14 protein-coding genes and 1 pseudogene are annotated in these 16,916 nt (G+C 68.0%); 4 read left to right on the forward strand and 11 right to left on the reverse strand.

Annotated features, from left to right (window positions below):
- Nucleotides 1-2: 2 nt before the first annotated feature.
- On the forward strand, nucleotides 3-1,670 hold the full coding sequence (locus HHL11_RS33175; RefSeq protein WP_169423018.1) for an FAD-dependent oxidoreductase: 1,668 nt from the start codon (nucleotides 3-5) through the stop codon (nucleotides 1,668-1,670).
- A 10-nt stretch (nucleotides 1,671-1,680) separates the two neighbouring features.
- Here the strand turns inward: HHL11_RS33175 and HHL11_RS33180 are convergent, their stop codons facing one another.
- From HHL11_RS33180 to HHL11_RS33190, 3 genes and pseudogenes are all read right to left on the reverse strand, one after another.
- Nucleotides 1,681-4,821 carry a PAS domain-containing protein gene (locus tag HHL11_RS33180; RefSeq protein ID WP_169422925.1) on the reverse strand — a complete coding sequence of 1,047 codons (3,141 nt, stop codon included), beginning with the start codon at nucleotides 4,819-4,821 and terminating at the stop codon, nucleotides 1,681-1,683.
- 6 nt (nucleotides 4,822-4,827) lie between these two features.
- Nucleotides 4,828-5,736: an arginase gene (rocF, locus tag HHL11_RS33185; RefSeq protein WP_169422926.1), complete on the reverse strand. Its 909-nt coding sequence runs from the start codon at nucleotides 5,734-5,736 to the stop codon at nucleotides 4,828-4,830.
- Between the two features lie 83 nt (nucleotides 5,737-5,819).
- Nucleotides 5,820-6,838: pseudogene (locus HHL11_RS33190) on the reverse strand (asparaginase).
- On the opposite strand from HHL11_RS33190, the gene HHL11_RS33195 reads away from it, so the two are divergent.
- Nucleotides 6,832-8,700 carry a carboxyl transferase domain-containing protein gene (locus HHL11_RS33195; RefSeq protein ID WP_425355236.1) on the forward strand — a complete coding sequence of 623 codons (1,869 nt, stop codon included), beginning with the start codon at nucleotides 6,832-6,834 and terminating at the stop codon, nucleotides 8,698-8,700. The pseudogene HHL11_RS33190 and the gene HHL11_RS33195 sit on opposite strands and share 7 nt — an antisense overlap.
- Here the strand turns inward: HHL11_RS33195 and HHL11_RS33200 are convergent, their stop codons facing one another.
- The 7 genes from HHL11_RS33200 to HHL11_RS33230 all read right to left on the reverse strand — a co-directional run bounded on the left by HHL11_RS33200 (nucleotide 8,701) and on the right by HHL11_RS33230 (nucleotide 14,111).
- Nucleotides 8,701-9,288, reverse strand: coding sequence for a TMEM175 family protein (locus HHL11_RS33200; RefSeq protein ID WP_169422928.1), 588 nt, complete (start codon nucleotides 9,286-9,288; stop codon nucleotides 8,701-8,703).
- Between the two features lie 27 nt (nucleotides 9,289-9,315).
- Nucleotides 9,316-9,573 carry a hypothetical protein gene (locus HHL11_RS33205; RefSeq protein WP_169422929.1) on the reverse strand — a complete coding sequence of 86 codons (258 nt, stop codon included), beginning with the start codon at nucleotides 9,571-9,573 and terminating at the stop codon, nucleotides 9,316-9,318.
- A gap of 43 nt (nucleotides 9,574-9,616) precedes the next feature.
- Nucleotides 9,617-10,273, reverse strand: a complete 657-nt coding sequence (locus tag HHL11_RS33210) for a hypothetical protein (protein WP_169422930.1) — start codon at nucleotides 10,271-10,273, stop codon at nucleotides 9,617-9,619.
- 274 nt (nucleotides 10,274-10,547) lie between these two features.
- Complete coding sequence (locus tag HHL11_RS33215; protein ID WP_205964812.1) at nucleotides 10,548-11,912, reverse strand: Eco57I restriction-modification methylase domain-containing protein; 1,365 nt, start codon at nucleotides 11,910-11,912, stop codon at nucleotides 10,548-10,550.
- 191 nt (nucleotides 11,913-12,103) lie between these two features.
- The gene (locus tag HHL11_RS33220) at nucleotides 12,104-12,523 is read right to left on the reverse strand and encodes a hypothetical protein (RefSeq protein WP_169422931.1); all 420 of its coding nucleotides are present in this window, start codon (nucleotides 12,521-12,523) and stop codon (nucleotides 12,104-12,106) included.
- A gap of 137 nt (nucleotides 12,524-12,660) precedes the next feature.
- Nucleotides 12,661-13,035 carry a hypothetical protein gene (locus tag HHL11_RS33225; RefSeq protein WP_169422932.1) on the reverse strand — a complete coding sequence of 125 codons (375 nt, stop codon included), beginning with the start codon at nucleotides 13,033-13,035 and terminating at the stop codon, nucleotides 12,661-12,663.
- Nucleotides 13,036-13,145: 110 nt separating this feature from the next.
- A complete protein-coding gene (locus HHL11_RS33230; RefSeq protein ID WP_169422933.1) occupies nucleotides 13,146-14,111 on the reverse strand; it encodes an AEC family transporter in 966 nt (321 codons plus the stop codon).
- 115 nt (nucleotides 14,112-14,226) lie between these two features.
- Here HHL11_RS33230 and HHL11_RS33235 point away from each other — a divergent pair, with 115 nt between their 5' ends.
- Nucleotides 14,227-16,314 (forward strand): ATP-dependent helicase, encoded by a 2,088-nt coding sequence (locus HHL11_RS33235; RefSeq protein ID WP_169422934.1) that lies wholly within the window; start codon nucleotides 14,227-14,229, stop codon nucleotides 16,312-16,314.
- Nucleotides 16,314-16,730: a hypothetical protein gene (locus tag HHL11_RS33240; protein WP_169422935.1), complete on the forward strand. Its 417-nt coding sequence runs from the start codon at nucleotides 16,314-16,316 to the stop codon at nucleotides 16,728-16,730. Before HHL11_RS33235 ends, HHL11_RS33240 begins: the two co-directional genes overlap by 1 nt.
- Here HHL11_RS33240 and HHL11_RS33245 read toward each other — a convergent pair.
- On the reverse strand, nucleotides 16,708-16,911 hold the full coding sequence (locus HHL11_RS33245) for a DUF3079 domain-containing protein (RefSeq protein ID WP_169422936.1): 204 nt from the start codon (nucleotides 16,909-16,911) through the stop codon (nucleotides 16,708-16,710). The two genes, HHL11_RS33240 and HHL11_RS33245, sit on opposite strands and share 23 nt — an antisense overlap.
- Nucleotides 16,912-16,916 lie beyond the last annotated feature (5 nt).

Here is a 16,916-nt window from a genome sequence, read left to right on the forward strand (position 1 = left end):
ACATGCAGGACCTGGAATGCGATGTCCTCGTCGTCGGCGCCGGCCCCGTGGGCCTGACCTTGGCGATGGACCTGGTGGCGCGCGGCGCGAAGGTGGTGGTCGCCGAGATCCGCCGCTACGCCGAGCCGCCGAACGTCAAGTGCAACCACGTTGCCGCCCGCACGATGGAGCGCTTCCGCCGGCTGGGCGTGGCGCAGAAGCTGCGCGATGCCGGCCTGCCGGCGGACCACCCGAACGACGTGGTGTTCCGCACCAGCGTCTGCGGCGCCGAGCTCACGCGCATCCCGATCCCGGGCCGCGCCGAGCGCTACGTCTCGAAGGAAGGCCCTGACACCTGGTGGCCGACGCCGGAGCCGCCGCACCGCATCAACCAGATCTTCCTGGAGCCGATCCTGCTGGAGCACACGGCGGCGTTGCCCGGCGTGAGCTTGCTCAATCGCACCCAGGTCACGTCCTTCACGCAGGCGAACGGCGGCGTGGAAGCGGTGGCGCTGGACCTGGACACGCGCCAGGAGCGGCGCATCCGCGCGCGCTACCTGGTGGGCTGCGACGGCGGCAGTTCGACGGTGCGCAAGGCGATCGGCGCCAAGCTGGAAGGCACGCCGGTGATACAGCGCGTGCAGTCCACCTACATCCGCGCGCCGCAGCTGCGCGCGCTGATCCCCGGCCCGCCGGCCTGGTCCTACTACTCGGTGAACCCGCGGCGCTGCGGCACCATGTTCGCCATCGACGGCAGCACCACCTGGCTGGTGCACAACCACCTGAACCCGGACGAGCCGGAGTTCGACTCGATCGACCGCGACTGGTCGATCAGGCAGATCCTGGGCGTGGGCGCCGATTTCCAGTACGAGGTGATCAGCAAGGAGGATTGGGTCGGCCGCCGCCTCGTGGCCAACCGCTTCCGCGACCGCAACGTCTTCATCGCCGGCGACGCCGCGCACCTGTGGGTGCCTTACGCCGGCTACGGCATGAACGCAGGCATCGCCGACGCGCTGAACCTCTCCTGGCTGCTGGGCGCGCGGCTGCAGGGTTGGGCCGACGAGTCCATCCTCGATGCCTACGAGGCGGAGCGGCAACCGATCACCGAGCAGGTCTCGCACTTCGCGATGGAACATGCGGCCAAGATGATCAAGGCGCGGCGCGCGGTGCCGGCCAACATCGAGGCCGACGACGCCGAAGGCGAGCGCGCGCGGCGCGAGATCGGCCAGGAAGCCTACGAGCTCAACGTGCAGCAGTTCTGCTGCGCCGGCCTGAACTTCGGCTACTTCTACCAGGGCTCGCCCATCATCGCCGGCGACGGCGAGGCGCCGCCGGCCTACAGCATGGGCGGCTTCACCGAATCGACGGTGCCCGGCTGCCGCGCGCCGCACTTCTGGCTGGCCGATGGCCGCTCGCTGTACGACGCCTTCGGCCAAGGCTACACCTTGCTGCGCTTCGATGCGGGCGTCGACGTCGAGCCCCTGCTGTCAGCCGCACATGCTCGCAAGCTGCCGCTGCAGGTGATCGACGTCGACGCCGCCGCAGTGCCCGCGGCCTATCGCCACAAGCTGGTGCTGTGCCGCGACGACCAGCACGTGGCCTGGCGTTCCGATGCGGTGCCGGCGGATGCGACTGCGCTGGTCGATTTCCTGCGCGGCGCACGGCGAGACTCGATGCAGCTCGCGGCCTGAAGCCGCGCCGCTACAGCGAGGCGAGGAAGGCGTCGAAGGCCTGCGCCAGCTCCTGGTGCAGCTGCTCCAGCACCGGCAGCGGCGCGGCGCCGGCGCGCTCCTCGATCGCCCCGGCGATGGCGGCATAGCGCTCGGCGCAGATCATCGCGCCCGCGCCCTTGGCCGAGTGCGCCAGCAGCTGCACCTGCGCGCGGTTGCCGGCGGTGAGCGCCGCGCGCAGCTTGGCCAGCAGCGGCGGCGTGGCGGCCTGGAAGGAAGCCAGCGCCACCTGTTCGAGCTCGACGTCGCCGCCGAAGCGCGAACGCATCGAATCGCGGCCGAAGGCCGGCAGGTCGCCCATCTGCGAAGGCGAGCCCTCGCCCGGCGGCGCCCAGCGCCCCAGCACCTGCCCCAGCAGCTTGAGGTCGATCGGCTTGGTGAGGTAGTCGTTCATGCCGGCTTCGATGCAGCGCTCGCGGTCGCCCTTGATCGCATTGGCCGTCATCGCGATGATGGTCGCCCTCGAGCCGAGCGCGCGCAGCCGGCGCGTCGCCTCGTAGCCATCCATCTCCGGCATCTGGCAGTCCATCAGGATCACGTCGAAGCCATCGCCCGCGGCCATCTCCACGGCCTGCAGGCCGTCGCTGGCGACGCTGACGTCGTCGTAGCCCAGCTTGTGCAGCATGCCGAAGGCGACCACCTGGTTGGTCGGGTTGTCCTCGGCCACCAGCACCCGCGTGCTGCGCGAAGGCCGCGGCAGGTCCTGCCAGCTCGAGGTGGGCAGCGCCTGCTCGCTGCAGGTCACCGGCACCTTCACCGTGAAGCGCGAGCCCTGCCCCGGAGCGCTGTGGAAGTCCACCGTGCCGCCCATCAATTCCACCAGCTGCCGCACGATCGACAGGCCCAGGCCGGTGCCGCCGTACTTGCGCGAGGTGGAGCTGTCGGCCTGCATGAAGCGCGTGAACAGCTGCGGCTGCACTTCCACCGGGATGCCGATGCCGGTGTCGGCCACCGTGACCTGCAGCGTGCATTGCTCGTGGTCCGTGCGGCCCTGCACGTCCATGCCGATCCAGCCGGCCTGCGTGAACTTCAGCGCGTTGCCCAGCAGGTTGACCAGCACCTGGCGGATGCGCGTCTGGTCGCCGCGCACGTGGCGCGGGACCTCGGGGTCGATGCGCAGGCGGAACAGCAGGCTCTTCTCGCTGGCGCGCAGCCGGTACAGCGAGGCCAGGTCCTCCAGCAGTTCGAGCAGGTCGAAGGAGACGTCCTCGATCTCCATCTGCCCGGCCTCGATCTTGGAGACGTCCAGGATGTCGTTCACCAGCGCCAGCAGCGAATGCGCGCTGCGGTCGATCAGGTCCGCGTGCCGCCGCACTTCCGTCGACAGCGGCTCGTCCAGCAGCAGCTTCGTCATGCCGATGATGCCGTTCAGCGGCGTGCGGATCTCGTGGCTCATGGTCGCCAGGAACACGCTCTTGGCGCGGCTGGCCGCGTCCGCGGCGTCGCGCGCGATGCGCAGCTCCTGCTCGGTGCGCTTGATGACCGTGATGTCGCGGTTGGTGCCGATCATGCGCAGCGGCAGGCCCTGCGGGTCCTTTTCGGCCACCCGGCCTTCGCTGTGGATCCACATCAGGCTGCCGTCGACGCGCCTGACCTGGTGCTGCACCATGTAGCGCGGCGAGCGGCCTTCCAGCACCGGCTCCAGCGCCGCCTGGATGCGCGGCAGCTCCTCGACCGGCACCATCTTCAGCAGGTCGCCGGCGCGCAGACGCGTCTCCACGGGCTCGCCGCCCAGCATCAGGCTCCAGGTCTCGGAGAGATAGAGCGTGCCGGCGCCGACGTCCAGGTCCCACAACGCGAGGCTGGAGCCTTCCAGCGCGCGGCGCAGGCGCTCCTGGCTTTCGAGCAGCGCGGTGCGCGCCTCGTGCGTGTCCGACACGTCCTGCAGCGCGCCGACCAGCGCCACCGGCTGGCCGCCCTCCATCTCCACCTGGCCGATGGAACGGACCCAGCGCGGGTGGCCCTGCGCCGTCACCATCGGCAACAGCACGTCCCACGGCCGTCCGCTCGCGATGCACTCCCTGGCCGTGTCGCGGATCACGGCCTGGGCCCCGTCCGAGAAGAAGCGCTTGTGCTCGTCGCCGCGCGGCTCGTACTCGGGCGGCAGCTCGTAGATGCGGCGCACCTGCCGGGTCCACAGGATTTCGCGCGTGCGCAGGTCCATGCGCCAGCCGCCGACGCCGGCGATCTCCTCGGCGCGCGCCAGGAAGGTGTTGCTGGCGCGCAGTTGCTGCTCCTGCGCAACCTGCTTGCTGACGTCGCTGATGGTGCCGACGAAGGCTGCGCGCGAGCCGTCCGGCAACGTGATGCTGCGCGCGTGCGCCCAGACGTGCCGCACCTGGCCATCCGGGCGCAGCACGCGGAAATTCATGTCGAACACCTCGCCGCGCGCCGTCGCCTCGTCCCACTTCGCCAGCACGGCCGGCAGGTCGTCGGGATGGATGGCCCGCGTCCAGCCCTCGCCCAGCGCCTGTTCGAAGGGCATGCCGAAGATGGCTTGCCACTCGGGGTTGACGTAGGTGCAGCCGCCCCGCGCGTCGTTGTGGAAGATGCCCACCGGGCAGGCTTCCGACATCTGGCGGAACATCTGCTCGCTGGACGCCTGAACCGTGCGGTGCGCCGCCTGCCGCAGCAGCAAGGCCTGCACGACGGCGCGCCCGAGTTCCTCCAGGGCGGCGCGCTGGGCGGGCGCCAGCGCCGTCCGCGGCTGCTGGTCCAGCACGGCCAAGGTGCCGATCGCGTGGCCGCCCGGCGTGCGCAGCGGCACCCCAGCGTAGAAGACGACGTGCGGCGGCCCGGTGACGCAGGCCTTGGCCTGCACGCGCGGGTCCTGGCGGGCGTCGGCGATTTCCACGGTGGCGCCGGAGCCCAGCACCAGGTCGCAGAAGGTGGCTTCGCGCGGCAGCTCGGACAGGCCCGGCAGGCCGACCTGCGCCTTGATCCAGAGGCGGTCGCGATCCATCAGGCCGATCAGTGCCATGGGCGTGCCGCAGGCGGCCGCGGCACTGCGCACCAGCGTGTCCAGCAGGGCTTCGGCCGGCGTGTCCAGGACGCCCAGCCGGTGCAGCGCCTCCAGGCGCTCGGTTTCAGGGGTGGAGGAGGCGCCGTTCATCGGCTCCTATCTTGCCAGTGTCGAAGCGCCAAAGAGGCTCTGGATGAATTCCACGGCCAGTTCTGCGGTGCGGTTGCGCACGTCCAGCGCCGGATTGATCTCGACGACGTCCAGCGAGCCGAGGCGGCCGGTGTCGGCGATCATCTCCATGCAAAGCTGCATCTCGCGGTAGGTCGGGCCGCCGCGCACGCCGGTGCCGACGCCGGGCGCCTCCATCGGGTCCAGGCAATCCAGGTCGAAGCTCACATGCAGGTGGGTGTCCTCGTCCACGTCCTGCAGCACCTCGGTCATGGTGTAGCGCATGCCGTGTTCGTCGATGTGGCGCATGTCGAACACCTGCAGCCCGAGCTGGCGGATCGCCTGCTTCTCCTCGGCATCGACGCTGCGGATGCCGATGAAGTCGATGTTGTCCGGCGTCAACGCGGCGCGTTCGCCGCTCCAGCCCACCAGGTCGGCCGGCCCGTGCCCCAGCAGGGCGGCCACCGGCATGCCATGGATGTTGCCGCTGGGGCTGATGCTTTCGGTGTTGACGTCGGTGTGCGCGTCCAGCCAGACGACGCGCAGGTTCTTGTGCTGCTGCCGGCACTGCCGCGCCACCGCGCTGATGGAGCCGATGGCCAGGCAGTGGTCGCCGCCCATCAGCACCGGGACGTGGCCCATGGCGAGGTCGGTGGAGACCGCGTCGAACACGGCGCGGTTCCAGGCCACCACTTCCGGCAGGTGCCGGATGCCGCTCTGCGGCGAGGACCAGGGATTGGGCGGCCCGGACAGGTTGCCGCGGTCGATGATCTCGATGCGATGGCCGCGCAGGGCATCGCCGATGCCGGCCACGCGCAGCGCGTCCGGGCCCATGCCGGCCCCGCGCACGCTCGCGCCCACGTCCGTGGGCGCACCGATCAGGCTCACAGTTTTCATCCGGTCCTCGCTCCAGGTCGGCCGCGAATGCGGGTCATTTTGCGGCAAGGAGCCGGGATCCGGGTTGGAAGCGTTGCAGGCAGTCACCGAAGCCGGGAGCCGGCCAGCCGGAAGAGCGGGCGGCGCGCGCCCACCGGCACGCCCTGGATGCTGGCGATGACTTCGCCGCGCCAGGGCCGCAGCGCCTCGCGCTGTGCTGCGTCCAGCCAGCCCAGCTGGTCCAGCGCTTCCACGGTCGCGGCGTAGACCGCCGGCTTGCTGCCGTCGCTGACCTTCACCGCCAGCGCTTCGCCGCGGCTGCGGCTGGCCACCACCTGGACGCCATCGGCGCCCGCCTTCGTGACCCAGTCGCCGCGGCCGGCCTGCATGAAGGCGAGGTCGTTGCGGCCGGTCCCGGAAACCAGTTCCGGATGCGCCGTCATCGCATCGGCGACCTGCTGGAAGCTGGCGCCGAACTGGGCGTCGGCCTTGCCACTGGCGATGCGGGCGAAGGCCCGCGCCAGGCGGGACAGCGGCAGGGCGTAGTTGGGCGCGGAGCAGCCGTCGATGCCATGGCCAGCTGCGCTTCGTCCAGGCCGGCCACCGCAGCCACCTGCCGGCGGACGGCGCGCTGCAGCGGATGCGCCGGCTGCAGGTAGCTCTCCAGCGCCGCGCCATGCTGCACGCAGTACGCGAGGAAGCCGCTGTGCTTGCCGCTGCAGTTGTGGTTGCGCTCGTCGTAGCTGCCCGGCGCGGGCGGCGGCCACGCGCCCAGCTCGGCGTAGAAGGGCAAGTGGCAGCCGCATTGCAGCCGCTGGTAGCCGACGCCGGTCTTGGCCAGGATGTTGTCCACCTGCGCCACGTGCATCGGCTCGCCGCTGTGGCTGGCGCACAGCAGCGCCAGGTTGGCCGGCGTGAAGCCGAAATGCTGCACGCCGCCGCCCTCCAGGAAGGGCAGCGCCTGAAGCGGCTTGAGCGTCGAACGCGTGAAGGTGAGCCAGTGCGGGTCACCGGCGCTCGCCAGCACCTGGCCGGCGGCGTCGCTGACGGCGACGGCGCCGAAGTGCAGGTTCTCGCGCGTGTCGCCGCGGGTGGTCTCGACCAGGGGAGCGAGCGTTGTCATGCAGGCGATTCTGCATCCGGGGACGCTGCCTTACGATGCCGCGCATGACCGAACTGCGCTCTCCCCTGCAAGCCCAGGTCGTCCAGTGGCTGGTGGCGCCCGGCGCCACCGTGCGCACCGGCGACGTGCTCGTCATCCTGGAAGCGATGAAGATGGAGCACGAGCTGCGCAGCCCGGGCGCAGGGCGCGTACGCGAGCGCTTTTTCGAGGAAGGCGAGACGGTCGGTGAGCGGGACTTGCTGGCGACGCTGGAGCTTGCGGCCGTTGAAGGCGACAACGGGTCGAAGCCGGCAGCGCAAGTTGCGGCCAGCGCTATCCGCCCCGACCTGCAACGCGTCCTCGACCGCCACGCCCTGACTCAGGACGCCGCGCGCCCGCAAGCCATCGCCAGGCGCCATGCGCTGGGCCTGCGCAGCGCCCGCGAAAACATCGCCGACCTGTGCGACGCCGGCTCCTTCAGCGAATACGGCACGCTGGCCGTCGCCGCGCAGCGCAGCCGGCGCAGCGAGGACGACCTGCAGCGCAACACGCCCGCCGACGGCATGGTCACGGGCGTCGGCAGCATCAACGGCGAGCTGTTCCCGCCGGAGCGCTCGCGCGCCGTCGTCCTGGCCTACGACGCCACGGTGCTCGCCGGCACCCAGGGCTTTCGCAACCACCAGAAAACCGACCGCATGCTGGGCGTGGCGCTGAAGAACCGCCTGCCGGTGGTGCTGTTCGCCGAGGGCGGCGGCGGCCGGCCGGGCGACACCGACATGCCCATCGTCGCCGGCCTGCACGTGCCCACCTTCGCCAGCTTCGCGCGGCTGAACGGCCAGGTGCCGGTGATCGGCATTGCGGCCGGCCGTTGCTTTGCCGGCAATGCGGCGCTGCTGGGATGCTGCGACGTGATCATCGCCACCCGGGACAGCAACATCGGCATGGGCGGCCCGGCGATGGTGGAAGGCGGCGGCCTCGGCGTGTTCCAGCCGGAGCAGATCGGCCCGGCAGGCGTGCAGCATGGCAACGGCGTCATCGACGTGCTGGTGCAGGACGAGGCAGAAGCCGTTGCCGCTGCGCGCCGCTACCTCGCCTTCTTCCAGGGCGAGGTGCCCTTCTTCGAGCCGCCGGATCCACTGGCGCTGCGCAACGTGGTGCCGGAAAACCGGCTGCGCGTGTACGACAGCCGCGCCGCGCTGGAAGGCATCGTCGATGCCGGATCGCTGTTGCATCTGCGCAGCGGCTTCGGGCTGGGCATCCACACCGCGCTGGGCCGCATCGAAGGCCGGCCCGTGGGCTTGCTGGCGAACAACCCGCTGCACCTGGGCGGCGCCATCGATGCCGATGCGGCCGACAAGGCGGCGCGCTTCATGCAGTTGTGCAACGCGCACGGCCTGCCCATCGTGAGCCTCGTCGACACGCCCGGATTCATGGTGGGCCCGGCGATCGAGGAACAGGCGCAGGTGCGGCACGTCAGCCGCATGTTCATCGCCGCCGCCCACCTGCGCGTCCCGTTCTTCAGCGTGGTCCTGCGCAAGGGCTATGGCCTGGGCGCGATGGCGATGGCGGCCGGCGGCTTCCACGAACCGGACGCGATGGTCGCCTGGCCCAGCGGCGAATTCGGCGGCATGGGCCTGGAAGGCGCGGTGCGCCTGGGCTATCGCAGGGAACTCGAGGCGCTGCCGGAAGGCCCGCAACGCGAGGCGCTGTTCGAGCAACTGGTTGCGAAGCAGTACGCCGCCGGCCAGGCGACGAACATGGCGGCAACCCTGGAAATCGATGCGGTCATCGACCCCGCCGAAACCCGCGACTGGCTGGTGCGCGGCTTGTCCGCGGCGCGTGTGGCGCCGGCCGTGGGCGCGCCGGCGATCGACGCCTGGTGATCACTGCGGCCGCTCGTGCCCGATCAGCGTCTCGATGCGCCGGTCCGGCACCAGCCACAGCAGCGCCACCGCCACGTACAGCGCCTCGCTGACCCAGGGCGTCCACAGGGTGCTCAGGATCGCCGCGATGTAGAACAGCGGCGACAGCTTGCCCTTCAGGTCGCGCCCCACCGCGCGCTGCAGCACGGACGCATTGCCCTCGGCCCGGATGATCGCCTGCTGCAGGATCCAGTACGCGATGGCCGCCATCAGCAGCACCACGCCGTACAGCGCGGACGGCACGGCGGTGAAATGGTTCTCGCCCATCCAGCCGGTCGCGAAAGGAAACAGCGACAGCCAGAACAGCAGGTGGAGGTTGGCCCACAGCACGCCGCCATTCACGGTGCGCGCCGCATGCAGCATGTGGTGGTGGTTGTTCCAGTAGATGCCGACGTACAGGAAGCTGAGCACGTAGCTGAGGAACACCGGCACCAGCGGCGCCAGCTCCTGGAGCGAATCGCCGTGCGGCACCTTCAACTCCAGCACCATGATCGTGATGATGATGGCGATCACGCCATCGCTGAACGCTTCCAGCCTTGCCTTGCCCATGCTCGCCTCCGGGTGGGCGGCCCGGCTTCAACCGCGCAGGCAGCGCCCCTGTTTCTCCAGCCAGTAGACCACGTTGCCGACGATCGCGACGCTGCCGGAAATCACCAGGCTGCCGGCGGCCGTGATGCCCGCGGCGGCCATCAGCGCGGCGCAGCCGCTGTTGGCGCAGCCCTGGATGGCCGCGATCTGCACCGGCTGCAGGGTGTACTGGCGCGCCACCGTGCGGCACTCGTAGTCGTACGTGTCCACCGCCACCGGCACATAGACGCAGGCCGGCAGCAGCATGGCAACCGCGATCCAAACCAAACGATGTGACATCGCCGCAAAATTAAGTGCTCTGTGCAGTGCGAACTTCGTAGTCGAGTTGCGGACGAACAGGCTCCTGCCAAGGCTCGGCGTGAAACGCCGGCGAATCGGGATCCCACTCCAAACGTGTCGTCACCGATTTCAGATCAGGCGCTCCGAACAAGAATCGCTCTTCGTATCGAAGGTACATGGTCTGAAAGAAGTCTTCGACGCGAAGCGGACTATCTACCGGCGGGAAACCAGCCAATACATTGCCCGCATCCTTGCCAACGGCCTCGACCATTCCAAGTGCAACAGCCTCATACCGACTGACATCATCGCGGATACCTCTCCTGCCTGTAAGTTCACGCAACGCTGAATGGAATCGAATGATCGATTCAACCGTCTCTCCACCCGACGTTACGGCGATATCGTTGGCCGCAAGCTGACGTGCAGGCTCGGCATGTTCGCTGGGCAACAATGCCGCAGCAGCTTCTGCCTGACGGTTCGCGCGAAGGACGAACAGGTACCCGAAGACCATGGCCGGGTACGTGATGTGGAGGTTCGTGCACTCCCCAATCGTTTCTTCCATCCGGTTTGTGAGATTTCGGAATGCCCCAGTCATGCCCTTGCACGAGACTGCGAGGACTGGACCTATGCCGTTCTTGGTCACAACCACATCCACGTTTTTCGTCTTCATGCCGCCCAAGACCGTACGCTCGCCACCTCCGGCAGCAGCTGGGTCGAACTCAAGAATGAACCTTCCACCTCTGCTTTTCACCCGAAACGGAGGCCGTGGCGTGATGTCGTCGGGATGGAATCCGCCTTCCAGGACCAGCCGGCATGCTACGTACCAGTGGAGAGGCTTGATGTGCTGCTGGCCTTGAATGCCTCCTGCATAAGTCCCGAAGTGATGGAGCGCCTCTCGAAGATTGACCCATCGACAAACGCGAAACTCGGTCTGAATCGCGTCGCTACGCCGAGTCATAGTGCCTCCATTTCCTCAGAGTAGAAAGGGCATCCTCGACAACAGGCTTTGATATCCGCTGCAGTATGGATTTCGAAGGGATGGCGATCTCCTTAGCCTCACGGGGCTCCAGCTTAAGCATTCCACCCCCCAGGGGATGGCCTTCAATTTCCGAGCTCAGTTTTACAAACTCCGTGCTCCAGGATTCAAGCAGCGTGGCCCCGCCCCCCTTGCGCTTCAGGTGCACACCATGAACTGAATTGCTGCACGTACAACTCGCTTCGTTTACAACAAGATTCGCTTGTACGCCAGACATGTAGGAAAGAAAGAAGTCCGGGACTTGCACGTCTGGAACCGAATACCACGGTTCGCGCACGCGACACTTATAGGCCTCTCGCGCTAGCTGCCCAGCCTCTGTGTCCAAGTACCGCTCTACCGCTCTCGGAACCCGCTCATGCTTCGGAATGTGCAAAAGCAAAACCTGCTCGTCGTCCTTGCGCCATTTGTCAACGACGGCTGTCGTAAGCCTATCGCCACGTAGAGACGCGCCCTTACGTACGGTTGGTCTAAGAAAATCCTTAGGTATCCGCCACTGATGCGCATCCGATGGGCGCAGATGAAAGAAATCGTTGGCTCCGGTCACGTACCCGATCCCAATCGTCGCAAGCTCCCCAAACCGGTGTGTTCCTCGGTGTTCAACTATCTCCTGATAGAGCAACCGAGCTTCGCTGGTCATGAGAAACGGTCGAAGGCGCCTCTTCCACGTGGTGCGCCATACGTCCGCCGGGATGTTTTGGAATTGTCGCGGAGGAGCAGACATCTCACTGAATGCATCCAATGCAGTGAAGCGGATCTCGTTTGTCGATGCTCCATGCCCCTCGGCGTACATCAGCCAGCAATCTTCCGAAAGCTCTGGGAAGAGCTTCTCTCGTATTGCAACGATGTGCACAACCGCGAAGTTGGCGAGCAGATATTCAAGCAGGGGAGCCGAATAGGGAGCATGGCCGATTTCCGCTGGAACAACGAATGCCATCCGCCCCCCCCGTCTCAGCAGGGCTGCCGTTGCGACCAAGAAGGGGGCCCAGGACGATGCGAGCCCACTGAAGCGGACCCCAAGTCGAGAGCAAAAGGCCAACGCCCGGTCTCGGAGCTCACCTTTGAACGTCTGATAGCGAATGAACGGCGGATTGCCCGCCGCGCACTCAAAGCGCTCCGACGTGTTGGAAGCCCAGGAAAAAAAGTCACCTTCGTGCACCAGCGCGCCAGGTGCACGATCCATTGCCTGCCTCGCGGCGTAGGGATCCTGCTCGATGCCAACAGCGTTTGGGTGACCAGCGATGAACTGACCATCGCCGCACGAGGGATCAAGCAAGCGGTCGCGCTCACTCCGCAGAGCCCATCGCAGGAGGCTACTGGCAACCTGGGGCGGCGTGTAGTACGCCCCGGCTTCCTTCCGATTCAAAGGTCGCTTGTTCAATTTTCGCCCGTATCTCGCGAGGGGTGTACGTTTATACAGGATTGTATGCCGGACACCATCGCCCCGCTGCTACGGAGGGCGCCGATCTACATGACGCGAAACAGGATGGCGTCCTTGTTGCCTGCGGCACGGGCGTAGAAACCAGTCAAGGCCTGGATCGCCTCCAGCACCTGGTCCACCGAGGCTTCCATCAGCGCGCCGGCGCAGCGCGTGCGCAGCTCGGGTTCGGCCAGCTGCGCGAGCTCGCCGGCCGTGGCCTGCACCTGCGCGGCATACGAGTAGCCGGCCATCGCGGGGATGGCGGTGGTCTGCTCCTTGCCGCAGGCGGCTTCGGCCTGCAGCACCTGGCTCAGCTCGTACCAGACGGCATTGGCCTGCGCGAAGCGTTCGCGCGGCTGCTCGCTGCCGCCGGCGGCCAGGAACTGGGCGTGATCGAGCTCGCCCGCCAGCAGGCGCTTGAGCTGGTCTTCGGAAAGCGCGTAGAAATCGCCGCCGCCAGAGTCCATGGGCTCTCTCCTCGTTGTTGTGCGGTCGCGGGCCAATCTACGCGAGCAGGGGCGGCGCGTCGATGGCTGCGCGAAGAACGGGCGCCATTTGCAGCGCCCGCGCCACGGTTAGGGCAGGCGCTTAACGCCTTTCGCACTCACCTGTTGCAGGCGAGCCGCGCCTTGCGCTGCAGCACCAGCACGAGGAAGGCGATCAGGAGTGCGAGCGCCAACAGCACCGCGAAAGCATGCGGGATGCGCCCGGCGTGCCAGTAGCCGATGGTGATGCGATAGATCTGGAAAACCGCGGCCGCCAGCCCGACCCACCACGCCCACGCGTAGCGCGCCCACACGCCGATGCCCACCAGCAGCGCGATGGCGAACACCAGCCCCACTTCGGGCCGCAGCAGGCCGTGCAGCAGCGCGCCGAAGTTGCCGGTGTGCTGGAAGTGGGTGACGAGGCCGGCGATGCAGAGCGCAGCGTAGGCGAAGGCGCAGAGCGCGGCGATGCGCAGCAGGCCGAGTCCGGACATGTGTGATTCCTCCCAATCGTTGTCCCGCGAATATAGCCTTGTAGGGTGCGCAGCTTGCTGCGCACCGTGCGAGGACGATTCGGGCGCGGTGCGCAGCGAAGCTGCGCACCCTACGAGAAAAGCGCAACGACTCCGGAGAAAGTGAAGAAGGCCGCCGCCGTCGTCAGCAGGATGATCCGCGCGATACGCCCCGTGTCCGCGCCGAAGCGCTCGGCCAGCAACGACACGTTGCTGGCGCTCGGGAGCGCCGCCACCAGCACCATCACCTTCAAGGTGAAGGCATCGAGGCCCAGCCCCAGCGCCCGCGCGCCCAGGCCCACGCCCCACACCAGCAGCGGGTGCACCAGCAGCTTGGCCAGCGACACCGGCACGAAGTCGCGCAGCGGCAGCGGCGCGTGCTCCTCCTGCGCCGCCAGGAACTGCGAGCGCGCCAGCACGGCGCCGATGGTGAACAGCGCCACCGGCGAGGCCGAATCCGCCAGCAGGCCGATGGTGTTCATCACGGGCTTCACCGGCACCACGCCCAGCGCCGACGACAACCCACCCAGCAGGATGGCCCACGGCATCGGGTTCAGCGCGACGCCCTTCAGCGCCTTCTTCGCCGCTTCGGCCGCGCCGTGTTCGTCCGCGCTGTCCAGGCGCGACAGCGCAATGCACAGCGAGCTGGTGACCACCAGGTCGATCAGGATGGTGAGGATGGCCGGCCCCGCCGCCGCGGCGCCCAGCAGCGCCACCAGCAGCGGCACGCCCATGAAGCCGGTGTTGGGAAAGGCCGCCACCAGCGCGCCGAACGAGGCGTCGTTCCAGCGAATGCGCGCATTCATGCTGAATTTCACGGTTCCGGCGACCATCAGCAACGCACACACCACCCAGGTGAGCAGCGCGGACGGGTCCAGCAACTGCGCGATGGGCGTGCCGGCGCCGAAGCGATACAGCATGCAGGGCAGCGCGAAGAACAGCACGAAGGTGTTCAGGCCGCTGATCGCCTCCAGCGGCAGCATGCGGCGGCGGGCCGCCACGTAGCCGGCGAGCACCAGCGCGAAGAAGGGGAAGGTGACCAGCAGGATGTCAAGCACGGGGCGTATTGTCCCTGTAACACGTTCCACGGCTCGCCCCCGTCCCAGCCTGTGAAAGGATGCGCCGGTATCATCCCCCGCTGCTTCCCGTTTCTCCCGCAGCTACGCCCCATCGATGTCCGGCCTGAATTTCGCCCAGCAAGAAGCCGTCAACTACCTGCATGGGCCTTGCCTGGTGCTGGCCGGCGCCGGCTCCGGCAAGACGCGCGTGATCACGATGAAGATCGGCCGCCTGATCCAGGCCGGCCTGGCGGCCAAGCGCATCGCCGCCATCACCTTCACCAACAAGGCCGCCGCCGAAATGCGCGAGCGCGCCAAGCACCTGATCGGCCGCGAGGCGAAGGACGTGCTGGTCTGCACCTTCCACGCGCTCGGCGTGCGCCTGATGCGCAGCGACGGCCACGTGCTGGGGCTGAAGCCGCAGTTCTCCATCCTCGACGCCGACGACGTCACGGGCATCCTCAAGGATGCCGGCGGCACCACCGACATCGCCACCGCGCGCCAGTGGCAGTGGACCATCAGCCTGTGGAAGAACAACGGCCTGAACGCCGCGCAGGCGCTGGCCCAGGCCAAGGACGAAAACGAGCGCGTCGCCGCCATGGTGATGGAGCGCTACGAAGAGCGCCTGCAGGCCTACCAGAGCGTGGACTTCGACGACCTGATCGGCATGCCGCTGAAGCTGCTGCGCGATTTCCCCGAAGTGCGCGAGAAGTGGCAGAAGGCGCTGGGCCACGTGCTGGTCGACGAATACCAGGACACCAACGCGACGCAGTACGAGCTGCTGAAGCTGCTGGTGGGCGAGCGCGGCCGCTTCACCGCGGTGGGCGACGACGACCAGTCCATCTATGGCTGGCGCGGCGCCACGCTGGACAACCTGCGCAAGCTGCCGGTGGATTACCCGGAGCTGAAGGTCATCAAGCTGGAGCAGAACTACCGCTCCACCAGCGCCATCCTGCGCGCGGCCAACAACGTCATCCAGCCCAATCCCAAGCTGTTCCCGAAGACGCTGTTCTCCGAACTCGGTGAAGGCGAGCCCGTGCGCGTGGTCGATTGCGACAACGAGGAGCACGAGGCCGAGCGCGCCGTGGCGCGCATCCAGTCCATCCGCGCCAACGGCGTGTACAAGGAATGGAAGGACTTCGCCATCCTGTACCGCGCCAACCACCAGGCGCGCGTGCTGGAACAGGCGCTGCGCCGCGCGCAGATTCCGTACAAGGTGTCGGGCGGCCAGAGCTTCTTCGACCGCGCCGAGATCCGCGACCTGTGCGCCTGGCTGCGGCTCTGGGTGAACAACAACGACGACCCAGCCTTCCTGCGCTGCGTGACCACGCCCAAGCGCGGCATCGGCCACCAGACGCTGGGCGCACTGGGCACGTTCGCCAGCCAGTACAAGCTGTCGCTGTTCGAGGCGCTGTTCGCGTCCTCGCTGCCCAGCGTGCTGAACGCGCGGGCGCTGGGCAGCCTGCACGAGTTCGGCCGCTACATCAACGACCTCGAATACCGCGCGCGCCACACCGTGGGCGCCGAGGACGCCAAGCGCTTCATGCTGGAATGGCTGAAGGAGATCGGCTACGAGCAGCACCTGTACGACGCCGAGGACAACGAGAAGGTCGCGGCGGCGCGCTGGAACAACGTGCTGGAGTTCTCCGAGTGGATGGCCGGCCGCTGCGGCGGCCAGATCGACGACGCCGCCGGCGTGACGACCGTCGCCGAGACCAAGACCTTGCTGGAAGTGGCGCAGACCATCGCGCTGCTGTCCACCATCAGCGAGCGCGAGAAGGACCAGAACGTCGTGACGCTGTCCACGCTGCATGCTTCCAAGGGCCTGGAGTGGCCCAACGTGGTGCTGGCCGGCGTGGTGGAGGGGCTGCTGCCCTTCAAGCCGGAAGAGCTCGAGGCCGGCCAGGCACCCAGCGAAGGCGGGCTGCAGCGCATCCAGGAAGAGCGGCGCCTGATGTACGTGGGCATCACGCGGGCCCAGCGCTCGCTGGTGGTGAGCTACCCGAAGAAGCGCAAGAAGGGCCGCGAGATGGTGCACGCGCAGCCCAGCCGCTTCATCGCGGAGATGGCGCTGGACGTGAAGACCATGAAGGAAGACCCGCGCGAGAAGCTGAGGGCGCTGCGCGCGGAGTTCGCGAAGAAGAGCGCCGAGTCGGCAGCCGCGGCGGCGGCTGCTGCTGCGGGCGGCAGCGCGGCGGCTTGATGCGGCGCCTGCTCGCGCTCCTGCTGCTCGCCTGCGCCGGCACCGCCGGCGCGCAGGCGCCCTGCCCCGAGGCGTGGGAAGTGACGACGGAGCAGATGCTCGGCGTGTGGCATGCCCAGTTCGCCGGCGAGTGGGACACCACCATCGTGCTGCTGGAGAAGCATCCCGACTACGCCGGCAACTTCCGCGGCGGCGTCAAGCGCGCGGGCGGCGTGAGCCAGGCGACCGGCGACGTCGACGAAGGCGACTTCACGCTGGAGGAATCCGCGGACGGCGTGCACATCACGGCGGCGTGGATCGGCGAAGTCGTCGACGGCTCCTGCGGCAAGGAGATCCGCGGGACGTGGAAGGCGGATGGGGCGAAGGAAGGGAAGGACTTCGTGCTGCGCAAGGTTACGCCCGCAGCTCCTCGTTGAGGTCCACCGGCACGAAGGGGTCGGACCCCAGGTGCTCCCACCCTTCCCCGAAAGTCTCGATCGGATGCTGCGTCCGCTCGGTGCCATTGCCGCAGATCATCTCGTCGGCCTTGCAGTAGCGGTCGCAGCCCCAGCAAGTGCGCTCCGGGTGCGCGGGATGGATCGGGAATTTCTTGGCCATGGCGT

This window comes from Ramlibacter agri, assembly GCF_012927085.1.
Classification (GTDB): domain Bacteria; phylum Pseudomonadota; class Gammaproteobacteria; order Burkholderiales; family Burkholderiaceae_C; genus Ramlibacter; species Ramlibacter agri.